The sequence below is a fragment of the Micromonospora sp. NPDC002575 genome (assembly GCF_042889525.1).
Classification (GTDB): domain Bacteria; phylum Actinomycetota; class Actinomycetes; order Mycobacteriales; family Micromonosporaceae; genus Micromonospora; species Micromonospora carbonacea.
In genome coordinates this window covers 239748-266594 of the sequence record NZ_JBIARA010000008.1, presented here as the reverse complement: position 1 = coordinate 266594, position 26847 = coordinate 239748, and the positions used below count along the sequence as shown (strand labels likewise).

The window sequence follows — 26847 nt, the reverse complement described above, 5'->3', positions numbered from 1 at the left end:
GCGAACGACGTGCCCGGGTGTCCGATCCTTCCCGCCGCGCGTGCGGCGTACCGAACGGGGTGACCGCGTGAGCCTGCTGGGCCGCCTGCTGATCGCCGGTGCCGGCGCCGCCGCCGCCCGGTACGCGCTGCGCGAGGTGCGCACCTCGCCGGCCGCCCCGGCGCTGGAGCGCACCAACTTCCGGGGCCGCGCCGTCACCCTCGCCGCCGGGCCGGCGCTCGCCGCGGGCGCCGCCGCGGCCGGGGCGTTCGGCGCGTCCAGCGCCCCCGCCGGGGCCGCCGCGCTCGTGGCCGGCGTGGGCGGGGGAGCGGTCGGGGTCTACGACGACGTGGTGGGGGCCCGGCCCGAGCAGAAGGCCGCCAAGGGCTTCGCCGGGCACCTCGCCGCGTTGCGCGAGGGCCGGGTCACCGCCGGGCTGGTCAAGATCGTCGGGGTGGGCGCGGCGGGGCTGGCCGCGTCGGCGCTGCTCGCCGCCGACCGGTCCGTCGCCGCCCACCCCCGCCGCCAGCGGCACGGCGCGGTGGGCCGCACCGCCGACGTGCTCCTCGGCGCCGGGGTCATCGCCGGCACCGCCAACCTGCTCAACCTGCTGGACCTGCGGCCCGGGCGGGCGCTGAAGTCCGCGTTGCTGCTCGGCGCGCCGCTGACCGGGGGCCCGCACGGCGGGATCGCCGCCGGGGCGGTGGGCGCTGCCGCCGGCCTGCTCCCCGACGACCTCGACGAGCAGGTGATGGTCGGCGACGGCGGGGCCAACGCGATCGGGGCGGTGCTCGGGGTGGCCCTCGCGGCCCGCACCGGGCCGCTGGGCCGGGCCGGCCTGCTCGCCGTGCTCGCCGGGCTCACCGCCGCCAGCGAGAAGGTCAGCTTCACCCAGGTCATCCAGGCCACCCCGGGCCTGCGCGAGCTGGACGCCCTGGGCCGGCGCACCGACTGACGTGCGCCCGGCCCCCTTGAGCCCGGCGCTGCCGACGCGGCGACCGGCCGACGCGCGGGCCACCACGACCGACGGGAAGGCCACCTGCTGACGTGAAGACCCCGGCACCCCTCGCCGGCGCCGGCCGGGTGGCCGGGGCGGCCGCCCTCATCGCGGTGCTCACCGTGGTCAGCCGGCTCGCCGGCTTCGGCCGGACGCTGGTGTTCACCTGGACGCTGGACTTCAGCGACCTCGGCGACATGTACGTGGTCGCCAACATCGCGCCGAACATCATCTTCGAGATCGTGGCCGGCGGGGCGCTGGCCAGCCTGGTCGTGCCGCTGCTGGCCGGTGCGGTCGCGGCGGGCGACCGGCGGGCCGTCGGCGCGACCACCGGCGCCCTGCTGACCTGGACGCTGACCCTGCTGGTGCCCCTCGCGGCGCTGGTCGCGCTGCTGGCCGGGCCGATCGTCGAGGCGCTCAGCTCCGGCCGCAGCCCGGCCGAGCTGGCCGCCGGGGCGCGCATGCTGCGGGTCTTCGCCCCCCAGCTGCCGCTCTACGGCGTCGGCATCGTGCTCACCGGGGTGCTCCAGGCACACCGCCGCTTCGCCTGGCCCGTCATCGCCCCGCTGCTGTCCAGCCTCACCGTGATCGTGGTCTACCTGGTCTTCGGCGTCGTCGAGGGGCGGGGGGCCACGGTCGCCGGGGTGAGCCGGGGCGGGGAGCTGGTCCTGAGCGGCGGCACCACCCTCGGCGTGGTCGTGCTGTCGCTGTCGCTGCTGATCCCGCTGCGCCGGCTCGGCCTGCGGCTGCGCCCGGGGTACGCGTTCGACGCCGACGCCCGCGCCCGGGTCGGCGGGCTGGCGGCGGCCGGGGCGGTCACCGTGGCCGCCCAGCAGATCGCCCTCGCCGTGGTCGTCAAGAGCGCCTCCGGGGGCCCGACCGGGTCCGTCCAGGCGTTCAACCTGGCCCAGACGATGTACCTGCTGCCGTGGGCGGTGCTGGCGGTGCCGCTCGCGGTCGCCGCGTACCCGACCCTGGCGGCGGCGTCGGCGACCGGCGACGAACGGGCGTACCGGGACACCCTCGCCACGACCACGCGGGGGGTGCTGCTGTTCAGCTGCCTCGGCGCGGCGGCCCTCGCCGGCACCGCCGCACCGGTGGCCGCGTTCTTCCGCCCGGCCGACCCGGCCCCGGTGGCCGCCGCGATCGCCGGCTTCGCCCCCGGCCTGCTCGGCTACGGGCTGTTCGCGGTGCTCTCCCGCGCCCTCTACGCCCGGGGCGAGCCGCGGCCGGCCACCGTGGCCATCACCGCCGGCTGGCTGGCCGTGCCGCTGGCCGTCGTCCCCCTCGCCGCGCTGCTGCCTCGCGCCGACCGGGTGCTCGCGGTGACCCTGGCCAACTCCGCCGGCATGCTGCTGCTCGGCGTCCTGCTGGTGGTCGCGGCGCGCCGCGCGGCCGGTTCCGCCGCGCTGGCCGGGGCGGCCCGCGCGGGGGCGGCGGGGCTGCTCGGCGGGGCGCTCGCCGCGCTCGCCGGTGCGGCCACCGCGCATGCCCTGGCCGGGGCCGGGGCCGGCACCCCGACGACACTCGCGGCCCTCGTGCAGGGCATGCTGTCTGCAACCGTGGTCGGGGTGGTGTTCCTCGCCGTGGCGTACCTGGCCGACCGGCGGGACGTGTGGCCGCTGCTCGCCGCCGTGGGCCGCCGGTTGCCCGGTGCGCTCCGGCGCGGCGGGCGCTCCGGCGGGCCACGGCGGCGGGACGTGGTCGGTCCGGAACGGGGCGACGGGAAGGAGACGGTGTCCGGGTGAGCGGGACGACGGGCGGCCGACCGGGGGTGGCGGTGGACCGGGGGTGGTCGCGGTGACGGGCGCGACACCGGCCGTCGGAGGGCGCGGCACCGTGGCGCTGCTGCTCGCCTCCAGCACCGGCGGCGTCGGCCAACACGTCCGCTCCGTCGCCCGGGGCCTCGCCGCGGCGGGCGCGACGGTGCTGGTCTGCGGGCCCGCCGCCACCGAGGAGCAGTTCGACTTCACCGGCGCGGGGGCCCGCTTCCAGCCGGTCGAGATCCCGGCCAGCCCGACTCCCGCCGACGCCCGGGCCGTCGCCGCGCTGCGCCGCGCGCTGGCCGCCGAGCCGGTCGCCGTCGTGCACGCGCACGGGCTGCGCGCCGGGCTCGTCGCCGTCCTGGCCCGGCCGGCGGCCCCGCTCGTGGTCACCTGGCACAACGCGGTGCTCGCCCGGGGGTTGCGCGGCGGGCTGTCCCGGCTCGCCGAACGGGTCGTGGCCCGGGGGGCCCGGGTCGCCCTCGGCGCCAGCGCCGACCTGGTCGAGCGTGCCGCCGCCCTCGGCGCCGCCGACGCCCGGCTCGCCCCGGTCGCCGCGCCGGCGCTGCCCGCGCCGCGTCGCCGCCGGGCCGCCGTCCGCGCCGAGTTCGCGGTCGCCGCCGGCCAGCCGCTGATCCTCTCCGTCGGCCGGTTGCACCCTCAGAAGCGGTACGACGTGCTGGTCGACGCCGCCGCCCGGTGGCGCGGCCGGACCCCGCCGCCGGTCGTGGTGATCGCCGGCAGCGGCCCGGCGTACCTGCCCCTCGCCGCCCGGATCTCCGCCGCCCGGGCCCCGGTCACCCTGCTCGGGCACCGCACCGACGTTGCCGACCTGCTCGTCGGGGCGGACCTGGCCGTGGTGACCAGCGACTGGGAGGCCCGCCAGCTGTTCGCGCAGGAGGCGCTGCGGGCCGGCGTACCGCTGGTGGCGACAGACGTCGGCGGCCTGCCGGAGCTGGTCGGCGACGCCGCGGTGCTGGTGCCCCCGGGTGATGTCGACGCGGTCGACGCGGCCGTGCGCGCGCTGCTCGACGACGACGACCGGCGGGCCGAGCTGGGCCGGCGGGGCGCCGCGCGGGCAGCGACGTGGCCCACCGAGGCGGACACCGTCGCCCAGTTGGCCGCGCTCTACGCGGAGCTGGCCGGCGACACCAGCGGCCCGGCCGCCCCCGGCGCGGACGCCCCGTCGACGGGACGCCGGTGATGCTGCGCGCCCTGAGACCGGTGCTGCTGCGCAGGCTGCCGCCGGTCCTGCTGACCCTGCTGGTCGTGGTGCTGGGGGTGACCGCCCTCGCCGCCCGGCCGGCCACCGAGGCGCCCCGGCGCACCGCCGACTTCGTGGTGCTCGTCGGGGTGGCCGGCCTGCGCTGGGACGACGTCGACCCGCAGACCACCCCGACGCTGTGGCGGATGGCCCAGCAGGGCTCGATCGGCTCCCTGTCGGTGCGCTCCGCCCACCGGCCCACCTGCCCCGTCGACGGTTGGCTGACCCTGGGCGCCGGCAACTTCGCCGCCTGGAACGGCAGCCGGGGCGGCGGCGTGTGCCCGCCGGCCGGTGTGACGGTCGAGCAGCCCGACGGCATCGGCGCGAACCTGCCCGACCAGGAGAGCGTCGTGCAGCACAACCAGCAGCGCCTGCCCTGGGGCGCGGTGCCCGGCGCGCTGGCGGAGTCGGTGCGCTGCTCCGTCGCCGTCGGTCCCGGCGCGGCGGTGGCCGCCGCCCGCCCGTTCGGCCGGGTCGACCGGTACGCTGCGGCGCTGCCCGACGACCCGGCCCCGCTGCTCGGCTCCTGCGTGCTGAGCGTCGTCGACCTCGGCACCGTCACCGGCGACGACCGGGCGGCCCGGGCCGAGCAGGCCCGCCGGGCCGACGCCGACCTGGCCCGGGTCCTCGCCGGCCGGCCCCCGCGCTCCCTGGTGCTGGTCGCCGGGATCTCCGACACCGACCTGCCGTCGCGGCTGCACGTCGCCGTCGCCGACGGGCCGGGCTGGGAACGGGGCTGGCTCACCTCGCCGACCACCGGCCGGGAGGGCTACCTGCAACTGGTCGACCTGGCGCCGACCGCGCTCGCCGCGCTGGGCCGGCCGATGCCGGAACGGCTGTTCCTCGGCCGACCCGCCCTCTCCGCCGGCGGACGCCCGGCGGACCTGCCCACCGCGATCGCCGCGCCGGCCGACGCCGACCGGGAGGCCGCCGCCCAGCGGCGGGTCGCCGGCTGGTTCTTCGCGCTGCTCGCCGGCGCGCAGGTGCTGCTGGCCGTGGCGGTGCTGCCGCTGCTGCGCCGCGCCCGCCGGCACGCCGGGCCCGTCGGCCCGGCGCCGGTGCCCCGGCGGGTGGTGGCCGCGGTCGAGCTGCTGCTGATCGCCGTTGCCCTCGCGGTGCCGGCGGCGCTGCTCGCCGACGTGGTGCCGTGGTGGCGCGGCGACCACGCCGGCTGGTGGTTCGCGGCGACCACCGTGCTGCTGCTGGTCGGTGCGACCGCCGCCGTGCGGTTCGCCCCCGGGCACGACGCGACGCTCGGGCCGCTGGGCGCGGTCGCCGGCCTGGCCACCCTGGTGGTCGCCGCCGACGTGCTCACCGGGGCCCGGTTGCAGCTCAACGGGGTGGCCGGCTACTCGGCCCTGGAGGGCGGCCGGTTCTCCGGCCTGGGCACGGTCGGGCTCGGCGTGTTCGTCGCCGGGTCGCTGCTGTGCGCCGGCTGGCTGGCCCAGCGGGTCCACCGCCGGTGGCGGCCGATGGTGGTCGTCGCCGTCGGCGGGGCCGCCGTGGTGGTGGTCGGCAGCCCCTACCTCGGCGCGGACTCCATCGGCGCGATCGCGCTGACGGCCGGGGTGTGCGTGGCCGCCGCGATCAGCACCGGCGGCTGGCTGACGGTCAGCCGGCTGGTCTGGGCGGGCATGGCGGGGCTGGCGGTGATGATCGGCTTCGCGGTGGTCGACCTGCGCCGGCCGGCGACCGAGCGGGGCAGCCTCGGCCGCTTCCTGGCCGCCCTCGGCGACGGCACCGGCGGGCTGACCGTCCACCGGTCCAGCACGGCCAACTTCGAGACCCTGGTCAACAGCCCGCTCACGGTGCTGGCCCTGGCCGGCGCCCTGCTGGTCTGGTTCGCGCTGCTCCAGCCGTGGGGCGGGCTGATGCGGCTGTTCGGCATCTACCCGGCGATGCGGGCCGCGATGGCGGGCACGGGGGTGGCCGCCGGCCTTGGCGGGCTGCTCGGCGGCTCTGCGCTCGACGTGGCCGGCGCCGCCGGCGCGCTGGTGGTGCCGATGGCGGCGCTCGCGGCGCTGCGCGTGCTCGACCACTCCACCGACCGGACCCAGCCGGGCGACGGCGGCCCCGCCAACGGCCGGCTCGGCGTCGCCCCGCCGGGCGGCCCGGACCGCCCCGGGGCGGTCGGCGGGACCGGTGCCGGCGACGGGATCCGGGCCGGCGACGGCACCGCTCCGCCGCCCGCCGACCCGCACCCCGCGTCGCCCGCCGACCCGGGCGCGGGCGGCGGCGGGGACGCGCCGGAGGGGGCAACCGGGCGGGCCGCCCGCGCATCGACGGAGGTCGCGACGGCCTGACCCGGCGCGCCGCCGGCCGGGCCGACCTCGGGTGCGGCCTGCGGACCCGGCCCGGGGAGGTGTTACCGTGGAGTCCCGTGGATCGCGTGATCACTTGGCTCGCAGCCGGCACGGCCGGCTGCTCGGCACTGATCGGCACGACGGTCTGCACGACCGCGACGGACGACACGGGAGCAGGCCTTGGCCCCTTCAGCACGGACGACCAGGCACATTTTCGTCACCGGGGGCGTCGCCTCCTCGTTGGGTAAGGGCCTCACCGCCTCCAGCCTCGGCAACCTCCTCTCGGCCCGCGGGCTGCGCGTGGTGATGCAGAAGCTGGACCCGTACCTCAACGTCGACCCGGGGACGATGAACCCGTTCCAGCACGGCGAGGTCTTCATCACCGAGGACGGCGCCGAGACCGACCTCGACGTCGGGCACTACGAGCGGTTCCTCGACCGGGACCTGTCCGGCAAGGCGAACGTCACCACCGGCCAGATCTACTCGGACGTGATCGCCAAGGAGCGGCGCGGCGAATACCTGGGCGACACCGTCCAGGTGATCCCGCACATCACCAACGAGATCAAGGCCCGCATCCTCGGCATGGCCGACCCGGACGCCGAGGGCCAGATCCCGGACGTGGTGATCACCGAGGTCGGCGGCACCGTCGGCGACATCGAGTCGTTGCCGTTCCTGGAGGCGATCCGCCAGGTCCGCCACGACCTGGGCCGGGACAACTGCTTCTACCTGCACGTCTCCCTGGTGCCCTACCTGGCCCCGTCGGGCGAGCTGAAGACCAAGCCCACCCAGCACTCGGTGGCGCAGCTGCGCAGCATCGGCATCCAGCCCGACGCGCTGGTGCTGCGCTGCGACCGGGAGATCCCGGAGAAGGTCAAGGTCAAGCTGTCGCTCTACTGCGACGTCGACACCGAGGCGGTCGTCGCCGCCCCGGACGCGCCGAGCATCTACGACATCCCGAAGGTGCTGCACCGCGAGGGTCTCGACGCGTACGTGGTGCGCCGGCTCGGCCTGTCCTTCCGGGACGTGGACTGGGCCAGCTGGGACGACCTGCTCGACCGGGTCCACCAGCCCCGGCACACCGTCACCGTCGCGGTGGTCGGCAAGTACGTCGACCTGCCCGACGCGTACCTGTCGGTCAGCGAGGCGATCCGGGCCGCCGGGTTCGGCCACCGGGCCCGGGTGCAGCTGCGCTGGGTGCCCAGCGACGACTGCGTCACCCCGGCCGGCGCGGCGGCGGCCCTGGCCGGCGTGGACGGCATCGTCATCCCCGGCGGCTTCGGCGTGCGCGGCATCGAGGGCAAGATCGGCACCGCCCGGTACGCCCGGGAGAACGGCGTGCCGCTGCTCGGCCTCTGCCTCGGCCTGCAGTGCATGACCATCGAGGTGGCCCGGCACCTGGCGGGCCTGCACGGGGCCAACTCCCTGGAGTTCGACGAGGAGGCCACGCACCCGGTCATCGCCACCATGGCAGACCAGGAGGACATCGTCGCCGGCCGGGGCGACCTGGGCGGCACCATGCGGCTGGGCGCGTACCCGGCGAAGCTGGCCGAGGGGTCGATCGTCGCCGAGGCGTACGGCGTCACCGAGGTCAGCGAGCGGCACCGGCACCGCTACGAGGTGAACAACGCCTACCGCGACCAGCTCACCAAGGCGGGGCTGCACATCTCCGGCACCTCCCCGGACGGCCGGCTCGTCGAGTTCGTCGAGCTGGACCGCGACCTGCACCCGTTCTTCGTGGCCACCCAGGCGCACCCCGAGCTGAAGAGCCGCCCGACCCGGCCGCACCCGCTGTTCGCGGCGTTCGTGAAGGCCGCCGTCGCCTACTCCGAGGCCGACCAGCTCCCGGTCGACCTGGACGCCGTCGGCGTGGCGGCGGAGGCGGCGGGCCGGGCCGGCCACAACGGCGGCGCGACCGCCGGGCGCGAGACGGCGTCGGCGTCGTGAGCGCCGTCGAGCACCGCTACGAGGTGACCGGCCGGCGGGAACGCTACGCCGGGCGGATCTTCTCCGTGGTCACCGACGAGGTCACCATGCCCGGCGGGGGCAGCGCCGCCCGCGACTACGTCCGGCACGTCGGCGCGGTCGCCGTCGTGGCCCTCGACGACGCCGGTCAGGTGGTGCTCATCCGGCAGTACCGGCACCCGGTCGGCCGGCACCTGTGGGAGCTGCCCGCCGGGCTGATGGACGTCTCCGGCGAGGACCTGGCCGCCGCGGCGGCCAGGGAACTGGCCGAGGAGGCCGACCTCACCGCCGGCACCATCGACGTGCTGGTCGACCTGCACAGCTCGCCCGGCTTCTCCGACGAGGTCGTCCGGGTCTTCCTGGCCCGTGACCTCGCCGACGTGCCCGCCGGGCAGCGCCACGACCGCAGCGAGGAGGAGGCCGACCTCCAGGTCGTCCGGGTCGACCTCGACGAGGCCGTGCGGATGGTGCTGGCCGGGGAGATCACCAACGCCTCCGCCGTGGCGGGAGTGCTCGCCGCCGCCCGCGCCCGGGACGTCGGCTGGTCGGCGCTGCGCCGCCCTGACGCGCCGCTGCCCCGCTGAGCCGGGTCGGCTCGCGGCCCGGCGGCGACCCGCGCGCCGGTGGCGGCGGACAGTGACGTCGAAGGGGCCGTGCGGCGAACCGCACGGCCCCTTCGCGACGAGGCGGAGATCAGTCGCGCAGCGGGCGACCCTGCCCGTCGACGCCGCCGTTGACCAGGATCAGGATGCCGTCGATGGTGCCCCAGAGGGCACCGAAGCCGCAGGTGACCAGGGTCACCACGAGCTGGAGCACGCCGATCTTGGTGTCGCCCATGTAGAACCGCCCGACGCCGAAGCCGCCGAGGAGGATGCCGAGTACACCCGCGACGACCTTGCTCTTGTCGGAGACGCCCTGCGGGTACTGCTGGTGAGGAGTGGTCATGGGGCGAAACCATAGTGATCGACTCACGTCCTGTCCGCAGCGGCACCCCACCGGTGGGACGATGGGAGGCGAACACTGGCGGAACGGCTGATCCGCTCTCCACCGCCGGCCCCATCGACGCCTGACACATCGTCAGCACCCCCGGGAACGGGATGGCACAGTGTCGGCGCCGCGAAACGGGCGGCCCGCCTAGACTGCCGCCGGCGGGACGGTGGACCGCGGCGGCAACGGGGCCTCCGCGCGCCGGGCGGTCGGGGCGGGACGGCCCCGGAGAGAGGTGTCTGCATCGTGAAGGTCGGAATCCCTCGCGAGGTCAAGAACCACGAATACCGCGTGGCCATCACGCCGGCGGGCGTCAACGAGTTCACCCGCAGCGGCCACCAGGTCTTCGTCGAGTCCGGCGCCGGCGTCGGGTCGAGCATCACCGACGAGGAGTTCGCCGCCGCCGGCGCGAAGATCCTGGCCACCGCCGACGAGGTGTGGGACACCGCCGAGCTGGTGCTCAAGGTCAAGGAGCCGGTCGCCGAGGAATACCACCGCATGCGCGCCGGGCAGGTGCTCTTCACCTACCTGCACCTGGCCGCGTCCAGGGCGTGCACCGACGCGCTGGTCGACCGGGGGGTCACCGGCATCGCGTACGAGACCGTGGAGCTGCCCGACCGGTCGCTGCCGCTGCTCGCCCCGATGTCCGAGGTGGCCGGCCGGCTCGCCCCGCAGGTCGGCGCGTACCACCTGCAGCGGCAGGGCGGCGGGCGCGGCATCCTGATGGGCGGCGTCTCCGGCGTGTACGCGGCGAAGACCGTGGTCATCGGCGCGGGCGTGTCCGGCATGAACGCCGCCGCGATCGCGCTCGGCCTGCAGGCCGAAGTGCTGCTGCTGGACAAGAACGTGGCCCGGCTGCGCCAGGCCGACGCCATCTACCGCGGCCACCTGCAGACCGTCGCCTCCAACGCGTACGAGATCGAGCGGGCCGTGCTCGACGCGGACCTGGTCATCGGCGCGGTCCTCGTCCCCGGGGCGAAGGCGCCCACGCTGATCTCCAACGAGCTGGTCTCCCGGATGAAGCCGGGCAGCGTGCTCGTCGACATCTCCATCGACCAGGGCGGCTGCTTCGAGGACTCCCGGCCCACCACGCACGCCGAGCCGACCTACCAGGTGCACAACTCGATCTTCTACTGCGTGGCGAACATGCCCGGCGCGGTGCCGCACACCAGCACCTACGCGCTCACCAACGTGACCCTGCCGTACGCCCTGGAGCTGGCCAACCACGGCTGGCGCGAGGCGCTGCGCCGCGACCCGGCCCTGGCGCTGGGCCTGAACACCCACGACGGGCAGGTCGTCTACGGGCCGGTCGCCGAGGCGCACGGCATGCCGACCCGGCCGCTGGCCGAGGTGCTGGCCTGAGCGGGCAGCCGCACACCGGGACACCGGACGGGGCCGGGGCACCGGACGGGGCCGGCGCGGAACCCTCGCCGGCCCTGCGCCGCGCCCTGCGCGGTTACCTCGACCACCTCACCGTCGAGCGTGGCCTGTCCGCGAACACCCTCGCCTCGTACCGCCGGGACCTGGACCGCTACCTGGCCACCCTCGCCGCCGCCGGGATCGCCGACCTCGCCGCCGTCGGCGCGGGCGTCGTCGAGGCGCACCTGGCCCGGCTGCGCGCCGGCGACGCCGGCCACCCGCCGCTGGCGGTCTCCTCCGCCGCCCGGGCCGCGTCGGCGGTGCGCGGGCTGCACCGTTTCGCCCTGCGCGAGGGGCTGGCCGGCGTCGACCCGAGCCGCGACGTCCGCCCGCCCGCCCCGCCGCGCCGGCTGCCCCGCGCGCTCGCCGTCGACGCGGTGGTGCGGCTGCTGGAGACCGCCGGCCCGGTGACCGCCACCGGCGACGGCGCGCCCCTCGCCCTGCGCGACCGGGCGCTGCTGGAGTTCCTGTACGGCACCGGCGCGCGGATCTCCGAGGCCGTCGGCGCGGCCATCGACGACCTCGACGGCCTCGACAGCGGCGAGGCGGCGGTGCTGCTGCGCGGCAAGGGCGGCCGGAGCCGCCTCGTGCCGGTCGGCGGGTACGCCGTCGAGGCGCTGCGCGCCTGGCTGGTGCGCGGCCGACCCGCCCTGGTGGCCGCCGGCCGGGGCACCCCGGCGGTCTTCGTCAACGCGCGCGGGGGCGCGCTGACCCGGCAGGGGGCCTGGACGATCCTGCGGCGGGCCGCCGAGCGCGCCGGGCTGCCGGTGGACGGGGCGAACGCGGTCTCCCCGCACACCCTGCGCCACTCGTACGCCACCCACCTGCTCGACGGCGGGGCCGACGTGCGGGTCGTGCAGGAACTGCTCGGCCACGCCTCGGTGACCACCACCCAGGTCTACACGCTGGTCACCGTGGAGCGGCTGCGCGAGGTGTACGCCACCGCCCACCCGCGCGCCCGCGGCTGACCGCGGGACGCGCCGAGCCGGCCCGCCCGCCGGGACCGGCCGGTCGGGGCCGACACGCCGTACCGGTGCCGAACGCCCTGCTGACCGGTGGCGTACAGTCGGCATGGCGCGGACCTTGCGGGGCGACAGGACCGGGGTGCGCAGCGGCGCCGCGAGGGACGTCGGACGGCTCCGACGCCAGGTGGTCGTCGGGAGGGGGCAACGAGGACATGGCTGGCAACGGTGACCGTGCCGAGACCTGGACGACGGAGCTCCGCGAGCAGCAGGCCACGCTCGGCGCGGACCTCGGGCCGGCGGACCCGGCGGCCTACACGATGCGCAAGCCGATCCCCGAGCCGATGCCCACCGACCGGCACGGGCCGGCCCGGATCATCGCCATGGCCAACCAGAAGGGCGGCGTCGGCAAGACCACCACCACGATCAACCTGGGCGCCGCGCTCGCGGAATACGGCCGCAAGGTGCTGCTTGTCGACTTCGACCCGCAGGGCGCCCTCTCCGTGGGCCTCGGCGTCAACCCGCACAACCTCGACCTGTCGGTCTACAACCTGCTCATGCAGGACGACGTCACCGCCGAGGACGTCCTGATCAAGACGGACGTGGCCGGGCTGCACCTGCTGCCGGCCAACATCGACCTCTCCGCCGCCGAGATACAGCTCGTCAACGAGGTCGCCCGCGAGATGGCGCTGGCCCGGGTGCTCAGGTCGATCCGCAAGGAATACGACTACATCCTCATCGACTGCCAGCCCTCCCTCGGCCTGCTGGCGATCAACGCGCTGACCGTCGCGCACGGCGTGCTCATCCCCCTGGAGTGCGAGTTCTTCAGCCTGCGGGGCGTGGCCCTGCTGCTGGACACGATCGACAAGGTGCGCGAGCGGCTCAACTTCGACCTGGAGCTGGAGGGCATTCTCGCCACCATGTACGACAGCCGCACCACCCACTGCCGGCAGGTGCTCCAGCGGGTGGTCGAGGCGTTCGGCGACAAGGTCTACCAGACGGTGATCACCAAGACCGTCAAGTTCCCCGAGTCCACCGTGGCCGGCGCGCCCATCACCACCCTCGACCCGGCCTCGTCGGGCGCCCGCAACTACCGGCAGCTCGCCCGCGAGGTGATCGCCGCGCAGGCGGAGCGGTAGGCCGGGTGACCCGTCGTCGGCGCGCCCGTCCCCGCCCGGGGGCGCACCAGCGATCGGCGGTCGCGCGCCGCCGGGGTGGCCTTGTCGTCGCGCCGCCCGGGGCGTGGACTACGGTCGTCCGGTGACCGCGCCGCCCCTGGACCCGCCCACCGCGCCGCCGACCCCGGCGACCGGCGCGGGCGGTGTGGCCGGCGAGGGCGGCGTGACCGGTGCCGGCGCGGCCGGCGACGGCGCGGGCGGTGTGGCCGGCGAGGGCGGTGTGGCCGGTGCCGGCGCGGGCGGGGAGACCGCCGGGTTCACCGTCCGGCTGGACAACTTCACCGGCCCCTTCGACCTGCTGCTCCAGCTCATCAGCAAGCACAAGCTGGACGTCACCGAGGTCGCCCTGCACCGGGTCACCGACGAGTTCATCGCCTACCTGCGGGCCATGGGCGACCAGTGGGACCTGGACGAGACCAGCGAGTTCCTGCTGGTCGCCGCCACCCTGCTGGACCTGAAGGCGGCCCGCCTGCTGCCCGCCGCCGAGGTCGAGGACGAGGAGGACCTGGCGCTGCTGGAGGCGCGGGACCTGCTCTTCGCCCGGCTGCTGCAATACAAGGCGTTCAAGGAGGCGGCGGCGCACATCGCCGAGCTGGAGGCGGTCGGAGGCCGGCGCTACCCCCGAGCGGTCACCCTGGAGGCCCGCTACGCCGAGGCGCTGCCCGACCTGGTGCTCGGCATCGGCCCCGAGCGGCTGCTCAAGCTGGCGGTCAGGGCGATGACGCCGAAGCCGGTGCCCGAGGTGTCCATCGCGCACGTGCACCTGGTCCGGGTCAGCGTCCGGGAGCACGCCGCGATCATCGCCGAGCGGCTGCGTCGGGCCGGCGTCGCCACGTTCTCCCTGCTCTGCGCAGACTGCGAGGCCACCCTGGAGGTGGTGGCCCGGTTCCTGGCGCTGCTGGAGCTGTACCGGGAGGGCCACGTGTCCTTCGTGCAGGAGCAGGCCCTGGAGGAGTTGACCGTTCGCTGGACCGGCCCCGCCGACGGCGGCGCCGAGCTGCACGTCGACGAGTACGCAGGCGCCCCGCCCGAGCCGGACGGCACCGGCGGGAGCGCGGGTGATAGTGGCGAAGACGGCGGGAGACTGGACGGCGAGGAGCAGCGTGATGAGTGACGAGGAGCGCCCGGACTCCCTGGCCGACCAGGCCGCCGCCTGGGTCCCGCCCTGGAACCGCCCCCGTCCCCCCGCCCCACCGGACCCCCCCGCCCCGCCGCCGGACGCCCCGCCGCCGGCCGCCCGGGAAGATCTTGGAAGCGAACGGCCCGCGGAGGGGCCGGATTCTTCCACGATCTCCTTGGCAGGGGAGCGGAAGCAGCGGGCCCCGCGGCGGCGGAGCGCTCCCGCGCCCCCGACGGCACCCGAACTCGACGACGCGGAGCTGCGCGGGGCGCTGGAGGCCATCCTGCTGGTCGTGGACGAGCCCGTCAGCGAGCTGACCCTGGCCCAGGTCCTCGAACAGCCCCCGGAGCGCATCGGCCCGCTGCTCGACGACATCGCCGCCGGCTACACCGCCGCCGGGCACGGCTTCGAGCTGCGCCGGGCCGCAGGAGGCTGGCGGCTCTACACCCGCCCGGAATACGCCACGTACGTCGAGCGGTTCGTGCTGGACGGGCAGTCGATCCGGCTGACCCAGGCGGCGCTGGAAACCCTCGCCGTGGTCGCGTACCGGCAGCCGGTGACCCGGTCACGCATCTCGGCCATCCGGGGTGTCAACTGCGACGGGGTGCTCCGTACGCTGGTCTCCCGCGGGCTGGTCGAGGAGTGCGGCGCCGAACCGGACAGCGGCGCCTTCCTCTACCGCACCACCACGATGTTCCTGGAGAAGCTGGGGCTGAACTCGGTCGACGAGTTGCCCCCGCTCGCCCCGTTCCTCCCCGACGACGTAGAAGAGCTTGCCGATGCGACGCGATGACCGTGCCCCCAAGACCGACGCGCCCGTCTTCGAGGGGGCCGAACGCCTCCAGAAGGTGCTGGCCGCCGCCGGCGTGGGATCCCGCCGCGCCTGCGAAGACCTGATCTTCCGCCGCCGGGTCACGGTGAACGGGAAGGTGGCCCAGCTCGGCGACCGGGCCGACCCGACCCGCGACGTCATCTTCGTCGACGGCGAACGCCTCCAGGCCGACACCCGGCTGGTCTACCTGGCCCTGAACAAGCCGCGCGGCGTCGTCTCCACCATGGCGGACGAGAAGGGCCGCACCGCCCTGTCCGACTTCGTCGGCCACCGGGTGGAGCAGCGGGTCTACCACGTCGGGCGGCTCGACGCCGACAGCGAGGGCCTGCTGCTGCTCACCAACGACGGCAACCTCGCCCACCGGCTCACCCACCCGTCGTACGGGGTGCCGAAGACGTACCTGTGCGAGGTGGCCGGGCCGATCCCGCGCAACCTCGGCAAGCGGCTGGCCGCCGGCGTCGAGCTGGAGGACGGCCCCGTCACCGTCGACTCCTTCAAGGTGGTGGACACCCTGGGCAAGACCGCCCAGGTGGAGCTGACCCTGCACGAGGGGCGCAAACACATCGTCCGACGCCTGCTCGCCGAGGTCGGGCACCCGGTGTCGCGCCTCGTGCGTACCTCGATCGGGCCCATCCGCCTCGGCGACCTGCGCGCCGGCCGCACCCGGCGGCTCACCAACGCCGAGGTCGCCGCCCTGTTCAAGGCGGTGGGTGACTGACCCGTAGGACGGGGTACCCCAACAGGTAGGCTTCCGTGACGTCCCGGACGGGACGCACGGTGGCGTGGGTCGCCACCGACGGCGTCGCGCGTGGCCCCTCGACGGGCCGCGGGCATGATTGACGACGACGACACACCGCTCGCGACGGGCCGCCGGGCCCCGCGAGGCACGGGCTGAGGAGGATCACGGTGGAGGAAAACGTACGGGCCGGGCGCTGCGTGGTCGCTGTGGACGGGCCGTCCGGTTCGGGTAAGTCCACCGTCTCCCGGCGGCTCGCCGCGGGCCTCGGGGCCCGCTACCTGGACACCGGGGCGATGTACCGGGCGATCACCTGGGCCGTGCTGCGCTCCGGGGTCGACCTGACCGACGCCGAGTCGGTGGGCAAGGTCGCCGCCGAGGTCGACCTGCGCATCGGCACCGACCCCCAGGGGTACGCCGTGACCGCCGACGGCGTGACCGTCGACGCCGAGATCCGGGGCCCCGAGGTCACCGGCGCGGTTTCCGCCGTGGCCGCCGTACCGTCGGTGCGGGCCCTGCTGGTGGCCCGGCAGCGGGAGATGATCGCGAAGGCCGGCCGGATCGTCGTCGAGGGCCGGGACATCGGTTCGGTCGTCGCCCCCGACGCGGACCTGAAGGTCTATCTGACCGCCTCCGAGGCCGCGCGCGCCCAGCGGCGCAGCGCGGAGGACGCCACCGACGTGGCCGCCACCGCCGCCGACCTGGCCCGCCGCGACCGGCTCGACTCGACCCGCAAGGCCGACCCGTTGCAGCAGGCCGCCGACGCGGTGGTGCTGGACACCACGGAGCTGGGCATCGACGAGGTCGTCGACCGGCTGCGCGCGCTGCTGACCGATCGGGGCGTGGCGTGACCACAGACGAGGGCTGGGTGGAGCTGCGCGAGCCGGACGCCGACACCGAGGAGCCGACCGGGCCGGTGCCGGTGGTGGCCGTCGTCGGCCGTCCCAACGTCGGCAAGTCCACCCTGGTCAACCGCATCATTGGTCGGCGGCAGGCGGTCGTCGAGGACATCCCCGGCGTGACCCGGGACCGGGTCCCCTACGACGCGCAGTGGTCCGGCCGGGCCTTCACGGTCGTCGACACGGGCGGCTGGGAGCCGGACGCGAAGGACCGGGCCGCGGCGATCGCCGCGCAGGCCGAGATCGCCGTCGCCACCGCCGACGTGGTGCTGTTCGTGGTCGACGCCATGGTCGGCTCCACCGACGTGGACGAGGCCGCCGTCAAGATGCTGCGGCGCAGCGCGAAGCCGGTCATCCTGGTGGCCAACAAGGCCGACAACACCACCATCGAGATGGAGTCGACGTCGCTGTGGTCGCTCGGCCTCGGTGAGCCGCACCCGGTATCGGCGCTGCACGGCCGGGGCTCCGGCGACCTGCTCGACAGGATCCTCCAGGCCCTGCCCGAGGCCCCGGCGATCGTGGAGAACCGCCCGCGCGGCCCGCGCCGGGTGGCCCTCGTCGGCCGGCCCAACGTCGGCAAGTCCAGCCTGCTCAACCGGTTCTCCGGCGAGGAACGGGCGGTCGTCGACTCGGTCGCCGGCACCACCGTCGACCCGGTGGACAGCCTCGTCGAGATCGGCGGGGAGACCTGGCAGCTGGTCGACACCGCCGGGCTGCGCAAGCGGGTCGGCAAGGCCAGCGGCACCGAGTACTACGCCAGCCTGCGCACGGCCTCGGCGATCGAGGCCGCCGAGGTGGCCGTGGTGCTGCTCGACTCCAGCGAGCCGATCAGCGAGCAGGACCAGCGGATCCTGTCCATGGTCACCGAGGCGGGCCGCGCTCTGGTCATCGCCTTCAACAAGTGGGACCTGGTCGACGCCGACCGCCGGTACTACCTGGACAAGGAGATCGAGCGCGAGCTGCGCCGCATCCCCTGGGCGCTGCGGATCAACCTGTCGGCCAAGACCGGCCGGGCGGTCGACAAGCTCGCCCCGTCCCTGCGCAAGGCCCTGGCGAGCTGGGAGACCCGGGTGCCCACGGCGCAGCTCAACTCCTGGCTGACGGCCCTGGTGCAGGCCACCCCGCACCCGGTGCGCGGCGGCCGGGCGCCGAAGATCCTCTTCGCCACCCAGGCGGGGGTCGCCCCGCCGCGGTTCGTGCTCTTCACCACCGCGCCGCTGGACGCCGGCTACCAGCGCTTCGTCGAGCGCAAGCTCCGCGAGGAGTTCGGCTTCGAGGGCAGCCCGGTGGAGATTTCGGTACGCCCGCGCAAGAAGCTCGGCCCGGGCGGCCGGGGCAAGGCGCACGGCTGACGCCCCGCCGCCTCCTGCCCCTCGGGCCCTGTCTTCCTGGCCTCGGGCCTGTCTTCCTGGCCTCGGGCCTGTCTTCCTGGCCTCGGGCCCTGACCCGCTTGCCGCCCGGTCCCGCCTGGCGGGGCCGGGCTTGCCGCCGCCACGTCCTCGCCCGACTTGGCGTGCCCCTACGCCTTCATCCGGGCTGCCTGTGTCTGTTCGGGGGTCGGGTTCGCGGTCCTGCCTGTGTCTGTTCGGGGGTCGGGTTCCCGGTCTGCCCGTCTCCGCCCGGAACCGGGCTCGCGGTCCTGTTCTCCACGGCGTCGGGGCATGCCGCGCCCGGCCCAACACCCCGCCCCGCCCCGCGCCGGTGACCGGCGAGCCTCTACCGCTGTGATCTTGGACAGTTGTTGTCGCTGACGAACAGCAACTGTCCACCTTCAGGAGGCCGCGCCGGCGGCAGGCGGCAGAGGCGCGGCGGGCGGCGGTGGTAGGGCGCTGGCGGCAGGCAAGGCGGGGGCGCAGCGGCGGGCGCGGACCCATGCCCAGGCTGGATGCCTGCCCGGTCAATCTGGCCGCGTCCGTGGATGCTCACGAAGCCCAGCTCGTCCACCGCCCTCCCAGACAGATCCCCCCTATCCTCCTAGGAGGCCATAGCGGATGTGGGCCGACGATCGGGACGGGGCCGATGCGTGCGCGCGGAAGATCGTGCGTTAAGCTGTACCGGCTGTCGCAGGAAGCAGGTGCCTCGCGGGAGCATCGGGACGTGGCGCAGCTTGGTAGCGCACTTGACTGGGGGTCAAGGGGTCGTCGGTTCGAATCCGGCCGTCCCGACACTTGCTAAGGAACCCGTTGACCAAGGCATATGCCCTGGTCAACGGGTTCTAATTCATCTCGTCCCGGTAGGGGATTGCTGATCTAGACGGCGCGTAGCTGGGGACCATTTGGGGACCTGCGTGCCTTCAAGTGCGCGCTGAGCGCCGTTCCCGCGTCGGTGATCGACTGCCGGTCGGGGTGCAAGTACCGCTGCGTCGTGGTCAGCGACCCGTGGCCGGCAATCTTGCGGAGCACGTGCACCGGCACCCCGGCGTCGGCCATCCAGGTCAGGCCGGTGTGGCGCAGGTCGTGCCGGCGTAGGTGTTCGTAGCCCAGCTTCGTGACCACCTCATCCCAGTGCGTCGCGTCGCGCAGTACGGCAGTGCTGATCCGTCCACCTCGCGGCCCGGTGAACAGCCGAGAATGCGGCTCGGCGACCGAGTCCAGGCGGCGGGCCACGATCGGCCGCACCTCTTCGATCAGCGGGACCACGCGGGCGCGCGCTTTCCCTTGGTGCCCTTGTCGATCAGGCCACCGGGTCCTGGTGTGGTCTGTCGGCGTACCGTCCACATCCACGTTTCCCGGTTGATGTCCTCGGCCCGGACGCCGGACACCTCGCCGATCCGCGCTGCCGTGCAGGCGGCGAAGATCGTGACGTCACCCCAACCGGGAAAGCCGTTCGCGGATCGCTCGACCAGCGCGGCGGCAAGCCCTGTCAGCGCTTCCCAGTGAGGCAGCGCCAGCGTGCGCGGGTCGTCCAACTCGTCTTCTGCCCGTTGGTACTCGCGCTGCCATCCGGTGACCTGGGCGGGATTTCGCGAGATGATTCCGTCGCGTACGGCCTGTTGCATGACCCGGACCAGCACGGCGAGGCTGTTCTTGACCGTGGATCGACTGCACTCGTCGGCAATCCATCCGTGCACGGCCCGGTCTACCGCGCCGTTGGTGATCATTCGGACCGGGATGTGTCCGAGAGCGGGCACGACCCGCTTTCGCCATCCGGCGAGGTACGGGTCGAGGGTCTTGCGTTCCAATCCTCGGAGTGCCAGCGTCATCACGCTTTCGCCGTACTCGGCCAGTCGCTTTGTTGCGGCGAGCGGGTCGACGCCACCCCGTGCTGTGCTGACCATTTCATCGATCCACGCTTTGGCCTCTTCGGGCGTGGCTACCGACGTGGACTTGGACAACCGGCGCTTGGTCGACGGGTCGATCCACCGGACGCGCGCCCGGTAGGGCCGGTCACGGCCGGCGCGGAACTCCACATCGGTGGCGAGTTGCACGCCGATCGGTGGTTGCTGTGGGGGTGCCATCAAGCCGCCTTCGGGTAGACCCGGCGAGCGGAAAGCCACCGCTCGACGTCGGCCGTCACGTACTTCACGACGCGGTCGGAGATCTGGATGAACGGCGGGCCCTGCAAGGGTGGCACGGTGCGCCACCGCCGGATGGTCGACGGGTCGACGTCGAGCAGCTCGGCAAGCTCCTCGGTGGACATGAACGGCTTGGACGAGAGTCGGATGGTGTCGTCTACCTCTGGCGCGGCGGGCATCTCTGGTGAGGCGTTCTGCGTCACGAGTCGCACGGTGGTGCCTTTCGGTCGGCGGCTGGTGTTGCGGAGGGGAAGCGGGAGGTATTAGCGCAGATGGGCGCAGAACGACCCGCTGGGAGCGTCGTGGGGCCGCGATCCGGTGTCGCCCGGTGGGCGGGTGGGGCCCGGTGCGGCTCAGGGCTTCTCAGTGGGCCGTTCTGAGGGAGCGGCGTTCCCTTGGCGGCCGGTTGGGGCTGTTCCGGGTGGCCGGGGTACGCGTACCACGCGTACCAGGGTCGTTTTCCCTGGTCAGGGTTGGTACGGGTTGAATCGCGGTACGGGTTAACGCGTACCGGGGGCGGTGGTGAGGGTGCGTCGTGGTACGGATCGATCCGTAACAGGCACGTGACCCGTACCGGGGATGACCTGCGGAATCGAGGTTGGTACGGGTGGTACCGATACCCCCGTGGAAGGGTTCTCGGGTGCGGGGCAGTAGCGCTGGCGCGCGTCGGCGAACGCGGTCCGGTTGTAGCCCTTGGCCTGCCCGACGGGGAAGCGGATCGTCTCCGACTTGACGCCGAGCTCGCGGAGCAGGTCGCCGAGCCTTTTGCCGGTCAGTCCGTTGGGGCCGCTCTCGGCCCAGGGTGCTTCGGGGTCGCCGTTGAGGGCGGCGAGTAGGTCGGCGGTGGGTGCGGCGGGCGGGTTGCCGAGGGTGGCGAACGCGGTGCGGATGTCGGCGAGGAGCCGGACGCGTTGGGAGACGTTGCCGGCGTCGTCGGCTTCGGCGGTCAGGACGGTGAGGGCCTGGCGGGCGCGTGTCGGCCAGGTGCCCCCGGCGAGGTCGGCGACGGCCACGAGGGGTTCCCAGGTGTCGGCGGCCCGGTCCTCTACCGGCATGGGCGGTTCCGCGGCTTCGAGCAGGGTGAGGTTGGCTCGAAGCCATCCGGCCAGGCGTTGCGCGACGGCGCGCAGGGCGGGGCCGTCGCGGCGGTGCCGGTAGGGGGCGACCTGCTCGCCGGGGGCGCGGCGGCGCATACGGATGACGACGGCGCGGTCTTCGATGGTGTCGGGCATCGCGCCGATGCCGGCGAGGGCGGCCATGGCGAAGGTGGGGATCTTATCCAGGCTTTGGGTGTTGTTGTCCCACCGGATCGCGGGCCGGTTGCGCTGGTGACCGGCGTTGAGTAGCCCGCGTAGGTCCTCGTTGGTGTCGGCGCTCTTCCCGCCGAACAGGGTGTCGGCTTCGTCCACGAGCAGGGTGGGGGTTGGCCGGTGCCGATGGCCCGGTAGACGGCGGCGGGGCTGGCGTTGACGGTGATGAGCGGGTCGTGGCAGGTGCCCTCGACCACGTCGAGAAGACGCGACTTCCCGCACCGCTTCTCCGGTGCCCGAATGACGAGTCGGGGCGCGTGTGCCCAGGCGGCTTGGGCGTGGGTCGCGGCGATCCACAGCGCGACGGCGTCGACCGCTTCAGGGCTGGGGAGGATCACGTACTTGGTGAGGCAGGCGCGTACCTGGTCGAGGATCGCCGCGCCGTCGGGTCCCGGACGGTGCTGAGGCATGTCGGGGTGTCGCGTCACGTGGTCGCGATGCTTGTACCATCTGGTGACTGCTCCCGTCGGCGGACGGGCCGTAGCTGAGGGCTGCCGCTGCACTGGGAGGTAGCCGAGTCTCCACCGCCAATCCCGCTCAGCCCCACTCCGGTCGCTCCGCGCCAAGTCGCGGCCCATGGATGGCCCTTGGGCGACGTCAACGAACCAACGACAGGGCTGCGTCGCGGCCGCCTACGACATCGGGCACTCGGCCGGCTTCGGGGCACGGCGCCGGGCCAAGCCTGGCAACGGCACCGTCCCCACTACTCGTTGCGGCCTTAGGCGATACATTCTGTGCATGCGTGACCGCGGTGAATCCGGACTCGTCGCTCATCTTCCGGAGGACGAGTGGCACCGGGTACAGGACACCGGAATCCCCGTACGCTTCGAACCCCGCGCCGTGCTGCTGCGCCAGGGAGACGCAACCCAGCACGTGCATGTGGTCCTGGCCGGCTGCGTCAAGGTGGTGCGCTCGGAGAGCGATGGCAGCCGTGCGCTGTTGACGCTGCGGTCTGCTGGTGATGTTGTTGGTGATCTTGCCGCCGTTGACCTGGAACCCCGCTCTGCCACGGTCACGGCCCTCACCACCACAATTACCCGGCTGCTGACCGGTCCGCAGTTTCGGCGTTTCCTGACCCGACCCGCATTCGCCGCAGGTTTCGCTGCCTACACGGTGAGCCGGTTGCGTACCTCGGACGCGCAGCGCGTGGCGCTGGCCGTGCTGCCGGTGCGGGAGCGGCTTGTGCGGGCGCTGATCCACCTTGACCGCGAGAGCAGGCACTCCGATGGGCGGCCCGGAATCCGACTGTCTCAGGTGGAACTCGCCGAGCTGGTCGGTGTCTCGCGTAACGCGGTCGTCGCTGAGTTAACCGCCCTGCGTGACGCCGGGATCGTCGCCACTGGACGGCGGGTGGTCACCGTCGTCGACCCGTCGGCGTTGAGCGTTTGGCCACAGGGCGTCCGCCCAGCACTGGGCAGAGCGGGGCGCGATCTCGGCCGACTCTGAGGGGGTCCTTCGTCAAGAAAGGTCTCTTCATGGAGCACAATCCGTTCGCACGTTCGATCGATCTGCCGCCGTATCGGGCGATTCTGGCGGTGGATGCCAAGGGCTTCACCGCCGAACCGAGCAGCGTCCAGGAGGCGATCAGCAAGAACCTGCTCGACCTTGTGGGCGACGCCCTGGTTGGTGCCGGACTGCGGGCCGAATGGGACCAGCCGGCGTTCCTCGGCCCGACCGGGGACGGCTTCGCCGTCGGACTCCCGACGAACGTCCTGCCCTACCTGGTGGACCCGTTCCCGCGCCTGCTCCAGGAACGCCTCGCCGAACGCAACCGTCAGGCCCGGGCGTACCTTCAGCTGCGGGTCAGCCTGCATGTAGGTCCGCTGCCGGCCGATCCGGAGAATCCCCACTGGACCGGCAATGGGGCCTCCCGAAACGAGACCCATCGCTTGCTCGATTCCGCGCCGGTGAAGGCCGTTCTCGCTGCGGCCAGCCCGCGCGTGACGTTCGTAGCCTGCATCTTCTCCGACCGGGTGTTCGAGGATGTCATCGTCGCCGGGTACGCCGGATTGCATCCCGACCGCTGTCTTCCGGTCACCGCGACGGTTGACGGTAAGGCGTTCAGCAAACAGGCATGGCTTCACATCCCGGAGGTCTCCGGGAACCTGCTCGGTGTGCTGCCGGACGCGCCGGTGCCTGCGCCAAAGCCTGAGAAGGCCGAACGTCCGCGGAAGTCAGAGCCGCGGATTTCCGGGCCGCGGGTGAAGCGGAACGACGGTCAGGTGGCCACCACGGTCGAGAGCATGACGCAGCACCGGGGCGTTGCCCGATGACCGCCGATTCGATCGATCCCGTGGTCTCGGACATCGACGATTCCTACGCCGAGGACATCGACGACGGGCCTTACATCGAGGAGAACAGCGGTCAGGTCGCCTCGCACGTTGGCCGCGACATGGTGCAGAACGTCCACAACTGGCTCGGACGCTATCAGGCCGCCCGGGAACTCTCCGACGCCTTCGTACAAGATACGATCGCGACCTTCGTGCGGCGCTTCTACGGTCCCGGCGGGCTGTCCAGGGAATCGGCTGCCGGGATTCTGCGGGAGCGGCGCCACGTCCTTCTGGTGGCCGAGCCGGGCACCGGCCGACGGACCGCTGCAGTCGGGCTGCTCGGCGCTGTTCCCGCACCTCGACGGGAGATCCCGATCGACGACGATGAGCGGCGACTCCTGCCCGTCGGCGAGGTGCCGTGGTCATCGTATGGTCGATCCGCCTACCTGCTCACGGTGCCGCCCGGAGGCCGCACTGGGCGGTTGTGGGAGTTGCTCATCGCCTATCGGGAGGCCGTGGAGAAGCGGGACTCATACCTTGTCGTCCTGGTCGATCGCGGGAGCCTCGAACGGCCCGAGGACGTGCCAGGCTTCACCGTCCTCACGGTGACCGCTCCTGCACCCGTGGAATTGCTGAGCCAGCTCCTGGCCGATCAGAGCGACCGGCTGGACGTGGACACGCTACTCAAGACGCCGCCGCTGCCGGCGATGATCGAGGGCGCGACCCCTGCGCAGATCGCGAGGCTGTCCCACCGGATAAGGGCCGCTGCGGGTGATCCGCAGGAGCCGTTGGCCGAGATCGCCCGTAACGCGGTCAAGGCCTACCAGAACTGGGACGAAGATCTGGTCGCCTGGTTCGACAGGAATCGCGACCCGCGGACCAGGCTCTTCCTCATCGCTCTGGCATTCCTACAAGGGGGGCAGGCCAGCAACGTCCTGCACGCCATGGAGAAGCTCGCGGAGAAACTGGCGGAGCCGGCGAACGTGCGTGGTGGTATCGGTGCCCCGGGGATCCGCCAGATGGCGAAGGACGTCAACGCCCGGATCGACGACGAACATCGAATCTTCTTGACCCTGCCGTCCTACGACGTCGCGATCCTGCGCTACGTGCATGGCGACCAGTCCAAGGCATTCCGTACACGCCTCTGGAGCTGGGCCTCCGACCTGCCGATGCGCCGCGGCGGTTCCCCGAACGTCCGCGTCGCCGGACAGGTGGCTTCGGCCATGCTCGCGGTGACCCTGGCGCTTCCCGGGGCCGACGCTCCCGAGGTGCGTACGCTGGCCGAGCGGTGGTGGGGATATCAGACCCTGCGTCCGCTGGTTGTCGACCTGATGACGACGGTGGCGATGAGCCCCGAGGCCGGGGCGGCGATGCGCAGTCGGCTCAATCAATGGGCCGTGCAGTCGGGCAGCTCGACGCTGCTCTGCGCGGTCGCCGCAGTTTGCGGTGGGGCGCTGGCAGACGCGTATCCACAGGCGGTGCTGACCCGGCTGAACAATCTGGCCGGGCGAGGGATCGACACCGTCACCGACGCGGTCGTGCAGGCCATGCGGTCGCTCTGGACCAAGCCACGGCACCGGCAGGCGACGCTGCGTCGGGTCGTCGACTGGGCGGCCGGACACGACCAGCGGCGCGGCGCGGGCCTGCGCGCCCTGGCCGCGATCTCCGAACCCCCCGAGCAGGCCGGGATCCTCCTCGCTGAACTGGCCAGAGACGCGGAACTACAGACCAGCCTGGTGCATGCCTTCACGCTCCTGTTCACCGGCGTTGGTCCGCAAGGCGAAATCCGCGATGCGTTGTTCCGCTGGTTGGACACAGCGATCGAGGACCCCGTGTACGAAAACTTGATCACCGACTTGACGATCCGAGCCGGCGGCATGGGCCACGGTGCCAGCAGTCGTTTCGCCCGCATGTCCGACCTGCTGTACGCCTGGCAGCCGCTCGTCCGCGACGCTGAGGCACCGGCTGCCCGGGATGTGCGTGACCGGCTCATCGAGCGATTCCACCGAGCCAACCCGCTGCTGGTTGCCCGGTGAGTGGAAAATGGCGTGGCCTCCTGCCGACCCTCAGGGCGAGACCTCAGGATTCGGCGGAGCTGGTCACTTTCTTCGCTGAGCTGTCTAGCTGCCATCCACACATAACCTTCGACGCGACCTTCCAGTTCTGGTGGCGGGGCAACCAGGCTGCGTCCTGGACAGCACGACAGAAGATTATGGAACAGGCCGACAAGCTGGCCTCCCAGTACTGCGTCACGCGGGCCGGCAACGCCGAGACCGAGATAAACAGCCGGATCGCCGAAGGCGTCCACGTCCAGTTGGCGGTCAGCCCGCAAGCCCGTGCTGCAGCAGAAGCGATCCGGGAGATCGCCCGGCAGAGCGCCCTTGAGCGCTTGAAGCAGCGAGCCGAGTTGGAGCAAATCCGTTACCTTCGGGAGAGCATCTACTCCCGCCCCGACGTCGCCCGCAGCTACTGGCTCCACCACCATTCAGATCAACTCAACGAAATGCTGAAGATCGACTTCGAGGGGATCGCCCAGAAGTTCGGTGATGTCGCCGAGTCGCGGTTCCTGGTGATCGCCAAGCTGATCGGTGACTTTCTCGGAGGGCTCGGCGACGGCGAACGCCGATATCTGCTCGGGCAGTTGGGGGAGGTCTTCTCCTCATACGACCGTCCCGATCTGGTGAAACGGCTGGAAGAGTCATGAGGGAAGCGGAACGATCCTCCCTCCAGCAGGCGAACGAGATGATCCGCTTCGCCGATGTGAAGGCAGCCGCCGTGCTGGCTGCCTCCGGGGTCCTGGCCGGGCAAATGCCATCGGCTCACGACCCTTGGGGTAGAGCCGTAGTGTTTGTTGCCGGCGTCTGCATCGTGCTCAGCGCGTTGCTGGCGCTCTACGCGCTGGCCCCGCGCAGGCAGATGACGACCCGGTGGTCGTTGCACTACTACGACCACGTCGCCCGTCGATACGGCGACGACCGGGAAGCCTTCATCGATGCCTGGGTGGAGGCGGCGGCCGACGAGGACGCGTTCGAGCGGGCAGTCGTCGGACAGATCTGGGCGGCGAACATGGTGGCGTACCGTAAGCTCACCCGAATCATCTGGTCCATCCGTGCCCTGGTGGTCGGTGTCGTGGCCCTCGCGGCCGTCGTCATCACCTAAGCTGCTCCTGGTCGTGGTCATGACGGCCTTAGCCGTCGTGACCACGACCAGCTTCTCCCGTGAAGGCCGATCGCCGAAAGTGGCCGATCGGGACATGTCTTGGCGTATAGGTCGGCTGAGGACCATTGCTGTGCGAGGAAGCCCGATCGGTTCGGTGGGAACCGGACTCGGGTGCTTGAGCACGTCCGGCAGG

General features: G+C 73.2%; 22 protein-coding genes, 1 tRNA gene and 1 pseudogene. 20 read left to right on the top strand and 4 right to left on the bottom strand.

What is annotated here, in order from left to right:
- Nucleotides 1-67: 67 nt before the first annotated feature.
- The 6 genes from ACFYWL_RS15290 to ACFYWL_RS15265 all read left to right on the top strand — a co-directional run bounded on the left by ACFYWL_RS15290 (nt 68) and on the right by ACFYWL_RS15265 (nt 8852).
- Entirely contained in the window at nt 68-934 is an 867-nt protein-coding gene (locus ACFYWL_RS15290) for a hypothetical protein (RefSeq protein WP_386972569.1), read from the top strand.
- A gap of 92 nt (nt 935-1026) precedes the next feature.
- The gene (gene murJ / locus ACFYWL_RS15285; RefSeq protein WP_386972566.1) at nt 1027-2724 is read left to right on the top strand and encodes a murein biosynthesis integral membrane protein MurJ; all 1698 of its coding nucleotides are present in this window, start codon (nt 1027-1029) and stop codon (nt 2722-2724) included.
- 52 nt (nt 2725-2776) lie between these two features.
- Entirely contained in the window at nt 2777-3943 is a 1167-nt protein-coding gene (locus ACFYWL_RS15280; protein ID WP_386972563.1) for a glycosyltransferase family 4 protein, read from the top strand.
- Nucleotides 3944-3966: 23 nt separating this feature from the next.
- Nucleotides 3967-6306, top strand: a complete 2340-nt coding sequence (locus ACFYWL_RS15275) for a hypothetical protein (RefSeq protein ID WP_386972605.1) — start codon at nt 3967-3969, stop codon at nt 6304-6306.
- A 180-nt stretch (nt 6307-6486) separates the two neighbouring features.
- Nucleotides 6487-8250: a CTP synthase gene (locus ACFYWL_RS15270; protein WP_386972561.1), complete on the top strand. Its 1764-nt coding sequence runs from the start codon at nt 6487-6489 to the stop codon at nt 8248-8250.
- Nucleotides 8247-8852, top strand: a complete 606-nt coding sequence (locus ACFYWL_RS15265; protein ID WP_386972559.1) for an NUDIX domain-containing protein — start codon at nt 8247-8249, stop codon at nt 8850-8852. Before ACFYWL_RS15270 ends, ACFYWL_RS15265 begins: the two co-directional genes overlap by 4 nt.
- Before the next feature lie 109 nt (nt 8853-8961).
- Here ACFYWL_RS15265 and ACFYWL_RS15260 read toward each other — a convergent pair whose 3' ends face one another.
- Nucleotides 8962-9213, bottom strand: a complete 252-nt coding sequence (locus tag ACFYWL_RS15260; protein ID WP_386972557.1) for a TM2 domain-containing protein — start codon at nt 9211-9213, stop codon at nt 8962-8964.
- A 288-nt stretch (nt 9214-9501) separates the two neighbouring features.
- Here ACFYWL_RS15260 and ald point away from each other — a divergent pair, with 288 nt between their 5' ends.
- The 9 genes from ald (at nt 9502) to ACFYWL_RS15215 (ending at nt 18566) form a co-directional block, all read left to right on the top strand.
- Nucleotides 9502-10617 carry an alanine dehydrogenase gene (gene ald / locus ACFYWL_RS15255; protein ID WP_386972554.1) on the top strand — a complete coding sequence of 372 codons (1116 nt, stop codon included), beginning with the start codon at nt 9502-9504 and terminating at the stop codon, nt 10615-10617.
- Between the two features lie 74 nt (nt 10618-10691).
- On the top strand, nt 10692-11642 hold the full coding sequence (locus ACFYWL_RS15250) for a tyrosine recombinase (protein ID WP_386972603.1): 951 nt from the start codon (nt 10692-10694) through the stop codon (nt 11640-11642).
- Between the two features lie 209 nt (nt 11643-11851).
- On the top strand, nt 11852-12775 hold the full coding sequence (locus ACFYWL_RS15245; protein ID WP_043968099.1) for a ParA family protein: 924 nt from the start codon (nt 11852-11854) through the stop codon (nt 12773-12775).
- Between the two features lie 121 nt (nt 12776-12896).
- Nucleotides 12897-13928, top strand: a complete 1032-nt coding sequence (locus ACFYWL_RS15240; RefSeq protein WP_386972551.1) for a segregation and condensation protein A — start codon at nt 12897-12899, stop codon at nt 13926-13928.
- Nucleotides 13921-14727, top strand: coding sequence for an SMC-Scp complex subunit ScpB (scpB, locus tag ACFYWL_RS15235; protein WP_386972548.1), 807 nt, complete (start codon nt 13921-13923; stop codon nt 14725-14727). The genes ACFYWL_RS15240 and scpB overlap by 8 nt, the downstream gene beginning before the upstream one ends.
- Nucleotides 14714-15484, top strand: a complete 771-nt coding sequence (locus tag ACFYWL_RS15230; protein ID WP_043968101.1) for a pseudouridine synthase — start codon at nt 14714-14716, stop codon at nt 15482-15484. Before scpB ends, ACFYWL_RS15230 begins: the two co-directional genes overlap by 14 nt.
- 188 nt (nt 15485-15672) lie before the next feature.
- Complete coding sequence (cmk, locus tag ACFYWL_RS15225; RefSeq protein WP_386972544.1) at nt 15673-16353, top strand: (d)CMP kinase; 681 nt, start codon at nt 15673-15675, stop codon at nt 16351-16353.
- The gene (gene der, locus ACFYWL_RS15220; RefSeq protein WP_386972541.1) at nt 16350-17753 is read left to right on the top strand and encodes a ribosome biogenesis GTPase Der; all 1404 of its coding nucleotides are present in this window, start codon (nt 16350-16352) and stop codon (nt 17751-17753) included. The genes cmk and der overlap by 4 nt, the downstream gene beginning before the upstream one ends.
- A gap of 739 nt (nt 17754-18492) precedes the next feature.
- A tRNA-Pro gene (locus ACFYWL_RS15215) sits at nt 18493-18566 on the top strand.
- Nucleotides 18567-18650: 84 nt separating this feature from the next.
- On the opposite strand, the pseudogene ACFYWL_RS15210 reads toward ACFYWL_RS15215, so the two are convergent.
- The 3 genes and pseudogenes from ACFYWL_RS15210 to ACFYWL_RS15200 form a co-directional block, all read right to left on the bottom strand.
- Nucleotides 18651-19858: pseudogene (locus ACFYWL_RS15210) on the bottom strand (tyrosine-type recombinase/integrase).
- Nucleotides 19858-20094: a helix-turn-helix transcriptional regulator gene (locus ACFYWL_RS15205; RefSeq protein ID WP_377587915.1), complete on the bottom strand. Its 237-nt coding sequence runs from the start codon at nt 20092-20094 to the stop codon at nt 19858-19860. Before ACFYWL_RS15205 ends, ACFYWL_RS15210 begins: the two are co-directional and overlap by 1 nt.
- A 321-nt stretch (nt 20095-20415) precedes the next feature.
- Nucleotides 20416-21324 carry a DUF3631 domain-containing protein gene (locus tag ACFYWL_RS15200; protein ID WP_386972538.1) on the bottom strand — a complete coding sequence of 303 codons (909 nt, stop codon included), beginning with the start codon at nt 21322-21324 and terminating at the stop codon, nt 20416-20418.
- Between the two features lie 639 nt (nt 21325-21963).
- Here ACFYWL_RS15200 and ACFYWL_RS15195 point away from each other — a divergent pair.
- The 5 genes from ACFYWL_RS15195 to ACFYWL_RS15175 all read left to right on the top strand — a co-directional run bounded on the left by ACFYWL_RS15195 (nt 21964) and on the right by ACFYWL_RS15175 (nt 26654).
- Nucleotides 21964-22671 (top strand): Crp/Fnr family transcriptional regulator, encoded by a 708-nt coding sequence (locus tag ACFYWL_RS15195; protein WP_386972535.1) that lies wholly within the window; start codon nt 21964-21966, stop codon nt 22669-22671.
- A gap of 29 nt (nt 22672-22700) precedes the next feature.
- Nucleotides 22701-23498, top strand: a complete 798-nt coding sequence (locus ACFYWL_RS15190; RefSeq protein WP_386972532.1) for a hypothetical protein — start codon at nt 22701-22703, stop codon at nt 23496-23498.
- Nucleotides 23495-25531 (top strand): hypothetical protein, encoded by a 2037-nt coding sequence (locus ACFYWL_RS15185; protein ID WP_386972531.1) that lies wholly within the window; start codon nt 23495-23497, stop codon nt 25529-25531. The genes ACFYWL_RS15190 and ACFYWL_RS15185 overlap by 4 nt, the downstream gene beginning before the upstream one ends.
- A 176-nt stretch (nt 25532-25707) precedes the next feature.
- A complete protein-coding gene (locus ACFYWL_RS15180; protein ID WP_386972528.1) occupies nt 25708-26199 on the top strand; it encodes a hypothetical protein in 492 nt (163 codons plus the stop codon).
- Nucleotides 26196-26654 carry a Pycsar system effector family protein gene (locus ACFYWL_RS15175; RefSeq protein ID WP_386972526.1) on the top strand — a complete coding sequence of 153 codons (459 nt, stop codon included), beginning with the start codon at nt 26196-26198 and terminating at the stop codon, nt 26652-26654. Before ACFYWL_RS15180 ends, ACFYWL_RS15175 begins: the two co-directional genes overlap by 4 nt.
- The last annotated feature ends 193 nt before the right edge of the window (nt 26655-26847 follow it).

Excerpts from the sequence above, each read along its gene's own strand:
- ACFYWL_RS15190 (WP_386972532.1), top strand. The coding sequence starts at position 22,701 with ATGGAGCACAATCCGTTCGCACGTTCGATCGATCTGCCGCCGTATCGG.
- ACFYWL_RS15260 (WP_386972557.1), bottom strand. The coding sequence starts at position 9,213 with ATGACCACTCCTCACCAGCAGTACCCGCAGGGCGTCTCCGACAAGAGC.
- ACFYWL_RS15195 (WP_386972535.1), top strand. The coding sequence starts at position 21,964 with ATGCGTGACCGCGGTGAATCCGGACTCGTCGCTCATCTTCCGGAGGAC.
- ACFYWL_RS15180 (WP_386972528.1), top strand. The coding sequence starts at position 25,708 with ATGGAACAGGCCGACAAGCTGGCCTCCCAGTACTGCGTCACGCGGGCC.
- ACFYWL_RS15245 (WP_043968099.1), top strand. The coding sequence starts at position 11,852 with ATGGCTGGCAACGGTGACCGTGCCGAGACCTGGACGACGGAGCTCCGC.
- ACFYWL_RS15175 (WP_386972526.1), top strand. The coding sequence starts at position 26,196 with ATGAGGGAAGCGGAACGATCCTCCCTCCAGCAGGCGAACGAGATGATC.
- ACFYWL_RS15230 (WP_043968101.1), top strand. The coding sequence starts at position 14,714 with ATGCGACGCGATGACCGTGCCCCCAAGACCGACGCGCCCGTCTTCGAG.
- ACFYWL_RS15205 (WP_377587915.1), bottom strand. The coding sequence starts at position 20,094 with ATGCCCGCCGCGCCAGAGGTAGACGACACCATCCGACTCTCGTCCAAG.
- ACFYWL_RS15185 (WP_386972531.1), top strand. The coding sequence starts at position 23,495 with ATGACCGCCGATTCGATCGATCCCGTGGTCTCGGACATCGACGATTCC.
- scpB (WP_386972548.1), top strand. The coding sequence starts at position 13,921 with ATGAGTGACGAGGAGCGCCCGGACTCCCTGGCCGACCAGGCCGCCGCC.